Genomic DNA, 6,976 nt, shown 5'->3' with positions numbered 1-6,976 from the left:
CGGGTCGTGAGTGTGCGGACCACCGTGGGTGGCTGGACCTTCAGCAGCGTGGGCAGGCTGTGCAGCAGCGCCAGATGGGCCAGCAGCACGGCGCTGGCGGTGGCCAGCAGGGGCAGGGAGCGCTTCGTTAAACTCGTCGGGCTATGCAATGCTTCATCCCCATCCACCGTCTGACTCCCGTATGAAATTGGCCACTTACCAAGACGGCTCGCGCGACGGCCAACTCGTGGTGGTGTCGCGCGACCTGGCGACGGCCCATTATGCGACCGGGGTGGCCAGCCGCCTGCAGCAGGTGCTGGACGACTGGAGCTTCCTCAGCCCGCAGCTACAAGACCTGTCGGACGCGCTGAACCAGGGCCGCGCCCGCCACAGCTTTGCCTTTGACCCGCGCCAGTGCCTGGCCCCGCTGCCGCGCGCCTACCAGGTGGTGGAAGGCCAGGCCTACCCCAGCCTGCTGCAGCCCCGCGAGGCCGGGGTCGGCCCGGCGCTGGCCCCGGGCAGTGGCGACAACTTTGCCGGGGCCTGCGACCCCTTGCGCTGCGCCTCCGAGGCGCTGGGCATCGACTTTGGTGCCGGCCTGGCCGCCATCACTGGCGACGTGCCGCAGGGCGCGACCCCGCCGCAGGCGTTGGACGGCGTGCGCTTGCTGGTGCTGACCAACAGCGTGCGCCTGCGCAGCCTGGAGGCGGCCGAGCTGGCCAAAGGCGTGGGCTGGGTGCAGAGCGCGCCCACCCTGGTGTTCAGCCCGGTGGCGGTGACGCTGGATGAATTGGGTGCATCCTGGGACAAAGGCCGGGTCGATTTGCCGCTGCACACCCACTGGAACGGCCGCAAGGTCGGTATGTGCGATGCCGGGCCCGAAATGCAGCACCACTTCGGCCAGCTCATCGCCCACCTGTGCGCCACGCGGGCTGTGCGGGCGGGCAGCGTCGTCGGCTCTGGCCCGGTGGCGAATGCGGGCACGGGAACCAAAGGCAAGGCACAGTGGCCCAAGGGCTACCACAGCATTGCCGAAAAGCGCGCCATGGAAACCCAGCTCAGCGGCCAGGCCAGTACCGGCTATTTGCAGTTTGGCGATACCGTGCGCATCGAGATGAAAGGCCAGGATGGGCTGAGCCTGTTCGGTGCGATTGACCAAGAGATCGCCCCCCGGTAACCGTTTATTTTCAGGAGTTTGCATGCGAAGTTTTTTAGTGCGTGGAGTGCTGGCCGCCGTCGCGGCGGTACTGGTCGGCTGTGCCTCAGCCCCACCCGAAGCCCCGTGGCCCGAGCAGCAGGTGCGTTTCGATGACATGCTCAGCACCAGCCCTTGGGTGCCGAAGATCCCGTTGCCCGCGGTGGATCTGGTGCGTGACCGGTCGCGTAACAGCACGGTAGTGCTGGAGGCGGAAGTGGCCGCTGACGGCAAGGTGCTGCGTGCCCGGGTGGCACAAACCAGTGACAACCCGCTATTGGATGCGTCGGCGCTGCAGTCCCTGCGTGAACTGCGCTTTGTCCCTTACCGCGAAAACGGCGTGGCCTTGCCAGTCACCGTGGTTGCCCCCATGACCTTCAAGTTCTACGACCGGCCCCGGTAAACCCGGCAATCCGTCGCCCATAATCCGGCCATGCACTTCCTGCGTAATCCCCACACCTTTGCCCGCCGCCTGGCGCGTTGGGTGCTGCTGTGTTTTGCGCTGTCGCTGGGCGTGGCGATTGCGTCGCCGCTGACCCATCCGCAGGCCATGGAGCTGGTGTGCTCCAGCGGCGGGTCCGTCAAGCTGCTGGTCACCGCACCCGATGGCAGCACCCAGGTGGTCAGCCAGATGGGCGACTGCCCGCTGTGCATTACCGCGGGCGCACCGCCGCCGGTAGGTCCTGGCCCGTGGGTCGAGCCGGTCCAGCCCTTGTCGTATGTGCTGCGCACCATTCCGGCTGCGCACATCGCCTTTTTGACCGCTGCGCCGCTGCCGGCGCGCGGGCCACCCACGTTCCTCTGAGCTATCTAATTTGTAGCTTCTAGCGCAGGCACTGTCTGCGCTAGAAGCCTATTTCTTGTTAGTTTTTAGAGGTTTTTACATGCGTTTATCCCGTATGGCCATGGCGCTGGCCATGGTTTTTCCTGCGTCCTATTGCACCCGCAGCGGAGCCCAAACTGCCGACGACGTACCGGTCAAATCGCTCGGCGTGGTCACCGTCAACAGCGGCCAGCCGACCTCCCTGCCGACCCAAATCCCCACCACCATGGAGGGTGTGACCCGCGCGCAGATCGACCAAACCGTGAATGCCACCGACAGCGAAGACGCTCTCAAATACCTGCCCAGCTTGTTGGTGCGCAAACGCTATATCGGCGACTACAACCATGCCGTGCTGTCCAGCCGGGCTTCGGGCACCGGCAATAGCGCGCGTTCGGCGGTGTATGCCGATGGCATTTTGTTGTCCAACTACCTGGGCAACGGTGCCACCTTTGCGCCGCGCTGGGGCATGGTCACGCCGGAAGAAATCGAGCGGGTAGACGTGATGTACGGCCCGTTTTCCGCCGCGTATCCGGGCAACTCGGTGGGCGCAGTGGTGGATTTTGTGACCCGCATGCCGACCCGGTTCGAGGTGCACGCCAAAGTCGGCTACACCGACCAGCCCTTCGATCTGTACAACAGCCACACCACTTACCGCAGCTGGGAAACCAGCGCTTCGGTGGGCAACAAAGCGGGCGACTGGGCCTGGCTGCTGAACTTCAGCCACTCCGACAGCCAGGGCCAGCCGCTGACCTATGCCACCCGGCTGCTGGGCAGCGGTACCACGGGCAGTGCGGGCACGCCGGTCACCGGGGCCGTGGCGGGGGCCAGCAATACCAATGCACCTTGGGCCATCCTTGGCACCGGCACCCAGTACCACACCCTGCAAGACCATTTCAAGGCCAAGCTGGCTTACGACATCACACCTACGCTGCGCGCCAGCTACACCCTGGGCGTGTGGCAAAACACCTCGGAGGGGCGGCCGCAGTCGTATCTGCACGATGCGAGCGGCCAGGCGGTATACGGTGGCGTGGTGAATATCAATGGGCAGTCGTTCGCGGCGCTGACTGGCGCCGACTTTGCGTTGACCAACGACAACTTGACGCAGGTGATGCACGGTCTGTCGGTGAAAAGCCATACCCAGGGCGTATGGGACTGGGAGGTCGCCGCCAGCCTGTTCGACTACCAAAAAGACGACAAGCGCCAGAACGCGGCCAGCAACACCTACCCGAGCGCCATCAACGGGGGCGCCGGCACGGTTGCCGACGGCAGCGGCACCGGCTGGAACAACCTGGCGCTCAAGGGCATCTGGCGTCCGGCCGGTATCCAGGGCCCGCACATCGTGGACTTCGGCTGGCAACTCGACCACTACAAACTGCGAAGCCTGACGTCGAACATCGCTGGCAACTGGCAGAGCGATGCTGCTGGCAGCCTGGCCAGCAATGTGCAAGGCAAGACCCAGCTGCAAAGCCTGTACGCGCAGGATGCCTGGACCTTCGCGCCACGCTGGAAGACGGTGCTGGGCGCGCGGGCGGAGCAGTGGCGCGCCTCCGACGGCCTGACCGCCTTCTCGGCCAGTAGCACGCTGGCCTTTCCGCAGCGCAGCGAAAACGCCATCTCGCCCAAGGCCGCCCTGTCTTACCAGTGGGCGAGCGACACGGTGCTCAAGGCCTCTACCGGTCGGGCGGTGCGCATGCCTACGGTCAGCGAGCTGTATGGCGCGACATCGACCACCAATTCGCAGTACATCAACGACCCGAATCTCAAACCCGAGAAATCCTGGACTACTGAGCTGTCGGCCGAGAAAGATCTGGGCAACGCCTTGCTGCGCCTGACCTTCTTCACCGAAGACACGCACGACGCGCTGTATTCGCAAACCACGTTTGACAGCGTGGCCAACAAGAACATCAGCCGGGTGCAGAACGTTGGGCGTATGCAGACGAATGGGCTGGAGGTGGCCTACAGCGGCAACGATGTCGTCAAGACGGGTCTGGATTTCAATGCCAGCGTCACCTACGCCGATTCGGTGGTCAAGGAGAACGCTGGTTTCGTGGCGGTGCCCGGCGACACCATCGGGAAGCAGCAGCCCAATATCCCGAAGTGGCGCGCTACCGCGCTGGCCAGTTACCGGGTGAACGAGCGCTGGACGGTCACCTACGGCGCGCGCTACAGCGGTGCCCAGTACCGCACGCTGAACAATGCCGACGTGAACGGCTTCACCTACCAGGGGGTCAGCAAGTACTTCACCACCGATCTGCGGGTGCGCTACCAGGTCAGCCGACAGTGGGCCGCCGCCCTGGGCATCGACAACCTGAACAACTACCAGTACTGGAACTTCCACAACTACCCGCAGCGCAGCTATACCGCCGAGCTGAAATTCGATCTTTAAGCTTTTAACCCTGAAACGGAGCCACTACCATGAAATTCTCATTTGCTATTAAAATAGTAGCTGCCTGCGCAGTATCTGTATGCGCCAGCACCTCTTTTGCCCATATTGTTCTGGCCGACTCGGCGGCTTTGGGTAACACCGGCTACAGCGCGGCCCTGCGCGTCGGCCACGGCTGCAACGGCTCGGCCACCACGGCCATCCGCGTCACTGTGCCCGCGGGTTTCCAGGGTGCCAAGCCCATGCCCAAGGCGGGCTGGGTGCTGTCCACCACCGTGGGCAAGCTGGACAAACCGTTTGACGACCACGGCAAGCAAATCACCGAAGGCGTGACCAGCATCACCTGGACCGCCGCCCCGGGCAACGCGCTGCCCGATGCCTATTTCGACGAGTTCGTGCTGCGCGGCAGCCTGCCGGCCACCGGTGGTGAGGGCGGTGCGATGTGGTTCAAGGTGCTGCAAACCTGCGAAAAAGGCAGCACCGACTGGGCCGAAATCCCTGCCCCCGGCACATCTGCGCACGATCTGAAATCGCCTGCGGCGATGCTGGAAATCATCCCCTCCGACCACGTCGGCGGCCACATGCACTGAGGTTGGCCATGGTTTCCACCCCCAACCCCAACCCCAACCGTCCACCTGGCCCACCCGGTGCCTCCCGCTTCTATGCCCTGGCCTGGCGCTGGCACTTCTACGCCGGGCTGTACGTCGTGCCGTTTCTGGTGATGCTGGCCCTGACCGGTCTGGTCATGGTGTTTTTTACCGGGTTTCAAAATCGCCTGGGCATGACCACCTACGTGGTGCCGCAGGGCCAGGCCCTGGCGGTGACGGCCCAGGCAAGGCCCGTGCTGGCGCAGTTCCCGACCGCCCAACTCAAGGAGTACATCGCCCCCAAAACGCCCGACGTGCCCAGCTGGTTTTTGATGGTGCACGACGGCGTGACCGATGCCGTGGCCGTCAACCCCTACACGGCGGAGGTCCTCAAGGTGGTGAACAAAGACAGCACCGTCTTTGCCTGGGCCGAGAAGATCCACGGCAAGCTGCTGCTGGGTGACACCGGCAGCTACTTTGTCGAAGTGGCTGCCGGTTTAGGCATCGTGATGATCGTCACCGGCCTGTACCTGTTCTGGCCACGCCAGCAGAGCCGCTGGTCCGAGGTGCTGGTGCCCGACTGGCAGGCCCAGGGCCGCAAGTGGTGGAAGTCGCTGCACGCCAGCCTGGGCTTTTGGCTCAGCGTGGTACTGTTTCTGTTTTTGCTCACCGGTATGTCGTGGACCGGCGTGTGGGGGGCCAAGCTGGTGCAACCCTGGAGCACTTTCCCGGCGAGCAAGTGGGATGCCGTGCCGACCTCGGACGCTACCCACGCCAGCCTGAACAGTGGCGGCTTGCACGACGTGCCCTGGGGCCTGGAGCAAACGCCGCTGCCCGTGTCCGGCTCGTCGGCCGGTACCCCCGGCATCCATGCCGGTGAAGCCGTCAATCTGGACGGCGTGGCCGCATTGGCCCAGCGCCTGGGCTTTGCCGGGCAGTACCACATCAACGTGCCGCAGGATGCCACCGGCGTGTACTCCATCTCGGCCGACACCATGAGCGGTGACCTGCACAACCCCTTCCACGACCGCTTTGTGCACGTGGACCGCTATACGGGGCGCATCCTGGCGCAGGTGGGCTATGCGGATTACGCCCCCGTGGCCAAGGCCATGGCGGTGGGGATTGCGCTGCACCAGGGCGATGTGGGGCTGTGGAGCGCCTGCGCCAACGTGCTCTTTTGCCTGGCCGTCATCACGCTGTGCGCCAGCGGCATCGTGATGTGGTGGATGCGCCGCCCCCAAGGCAGTGGCCGCCTGGCCGCACCCAGCGTGCCCGCCCAAGCGCCGCTGTGGAAGGGTGGCGCGGTGGTCATGCTGTTGACCGCCCTGGCTTTTCCCCTGGCCGGTGGTGTGCTGCTGGCGGTGCTGCTGTTGGACTGGCTGCTGATCTCGCGCGTGTCGGCACTGAAAACCGTTTTGTCTTAACCTTGAACCGAGTAAATACCATGAAATCAATAGCTATCACCGCAGCATTGGCCTGCGCCAGCGGCCTTTTTGTTCAAAGTTCTTATGCCCAAAACGTGGACATCAAAGATGCCTGGGCCCGCACCAGTGTGCAGGGCCAAAAGGCCTCTGGCGCGTTCATGACCCTGACCGCCAAAGAAGCCACCCGGCTGGTCGCCGTGTCCACCCCCGTCGCTGGTGTGGCCCAGGTGCACGAAATGAAGATGGACGGCGACGTGATGCGCATGCGCGCACTGCCCGATGGCCTGGAGCTGCCCGCAGGCAAGCCAGTCGCCCTGACCCCCGGCGGCTACCACGTCATGCTGATGGACCTGAAGGCCGCGCTGCCCAAGGACAGCACCATCCCCATGACCCTGGTGTTCAAGGATGCCAAGGGCGTGGAAAGCAAGCTGGAAGTCAAGTTGCCGGTGGCCACCACCGCGCCCAACGGCATGGCCGCGCACAAGCACTGAAGGATTGGTGCACCCTGTGGCCCGCTTGAGCCGGTTCCAGGGGTTCTTGGCGTGGGGGCCATTTGCGCACCAGCGGGATATGCGTAGATACGTA

Annotated in this window: 7 protein-coding genes; all 7 read left to right on the top strand. The window is 64.5% G+C overall.

What is annotated here, in order from left to right; all coding sequences use genetic code 11:
- The first annotated feature begins 181 nt into the window (after nucleotides 1-181).
- The 7 genes from ABI213_RS13695 to ABI213_RS13665 all read left to right on the top strand — a co-directional run bounded on the left by ABI213_RS13695 (nucleotide 182) and on the right by ABI213_RS13665 (nucleotide 6,882).
- Entirely contained in the window at nucleotides 182-1,156 is a 975-nt protein-coding gene (locus tag ABI213_RS13695; RefSeq protein ID WP_348027535.1) for a fumarylacetoacetate hydrolase family protein, read from the top strand.
- A 22-nt stretch (nucleotides 1,157-1,178) separates the two neighbouring features.
- The gene (locus tag ABI213_RS13690; protein ID WP_348008248.1) at nucleotides 1,179-1,577 is read left to right on the top strand and encodes a TonB family protein; all 399 of its coding nucleotides are present in this window, start codon (nucleotides 1,179-1,181) and stop codon (nucleotides 1,575-1,577) included.
- A gap of 30 nt (nucleotides 1,578-1,607) precedes the next feature.
- On the top strand, nucleotides 1,608-1,979 hold the full coding sequence (locus tag ABI213_RS13685; RefSeq protein ID WP_348008247.1) for a hypothetical protein: 372 nt from the start codon (nucleotides 1,608-1,610) through the stop codon (nucleotides 1,977-1,979).
- A 79-nt stretch (nucleotides 1,980-2,058) separates the two neighbouring features.
- Nucleotides 2,059-4,383, top strand: coding sequence for a TonB-dependent receptor (locus tag ABI213_RS13680; RefSeq protein WP_348008246.1), 2,325 nt, complete (start codon nucleotides 2,059-2,061; stop codon nucleotides 4,381-4,383).
- Nucleotides 4,384-4,412: 29 nt separating this feature from the next.
- Nucleotides 4,413-4,970 carry a YcnI family protein gene (locus tag ABI213_RS13675; protein WP_348008245.1) on the top strand — a complete coding sequence of 186 codons (558 nt, stop codon included), beginning with the start codon at nucleotides 4,413-4,415 and terminating at the stop codon, nucleotides 4,968-4,970.
- Nucleotides 4,971-4,978: 8 nt separating this feature from the next.
- Entirely contained in the window at nucleotides 4,979-6,391 is a 1,413-nt protein-coding gene (locus ABI213_RS13670) for a PepSY domain-containing protein (RefSeq protein WP_348027533.1), read from the top strand.
- Between the two features lie 20 nt (nucleotides 6,392-6,411).
- On the top strand, nucleotides 6,412-6,882 hold the full coding sequence (locus tag ABI213_RS13665) for a copper chaperone PCu(A)C (protein WP_348027531.1): 471 nt from the start codon (nucleotides 6,412-6,414) through the stop codon (nucleotides 6,880-6,882).
- Nucleotides 6,883-6,976: the final 94 nt, after the last annotated feature.

The organism is Rhodoferax sp., assembly GCF_039922535.1.
GTDB lineage: Bacteria > Pseudomonadota > Gammaproteobacteria > Burkholderiales > Burkholderiaceae_C > Rhodoferax_B.
This window is presented reverse-complemented; position numbering and strand designations above follow the sequence as displayed.

Coding starts and splice junctions, on each gene's coding strand:
- ABI213_RS13695 (WP_348027535.1), top strand. CDS start 182: ATGAAATTGGCCACTTACCAAGACGGCTCGCGCGACGGCCAACTCGTG.
- ABI213_RS13690 (WP_348008248.1), top strand. CDS start 1,179: ATGCGAAGTTTTTTAGTGCGTGGAGTGCTGGCCGCCGTCGCGGCGGTA.
- ABI213_RS13685 (WP_348008247.1), top strand. CDS start 1,608: ATGCACTTCCTGCGTAATCCCCACACCTTTGCCCGCCGCCTGGCGCGT.
- ABI213_RS13680 (WP_348008246.1), top strand. CDS start 2,059: ATGCGTTTATCCCGTATGGCCATGGCGCTGGCCATGGTTTTTCCTGCG.
- ABI213_RS13675 (WP_348008245.1), top strand. CDS start 4,413: ATGAAATTCTCATTTGCTATTAAAATAGTAGCTGCCTGCGCAGTATCT.
- ABI213_RS13670 (WP_348027533.1), top strand. CDS start 4,979: ATGGTTTCCACCCCCAACCCCAACCCCAACCGTCCACCTGGCCCACCC.
- ABI213_RS13665 (WP_348027531.1), top strand. CDS start 6,412: ATGAAATCAATAGCTATCACCGCAGCATTGGCCTGCGCCAGCGGCCTT.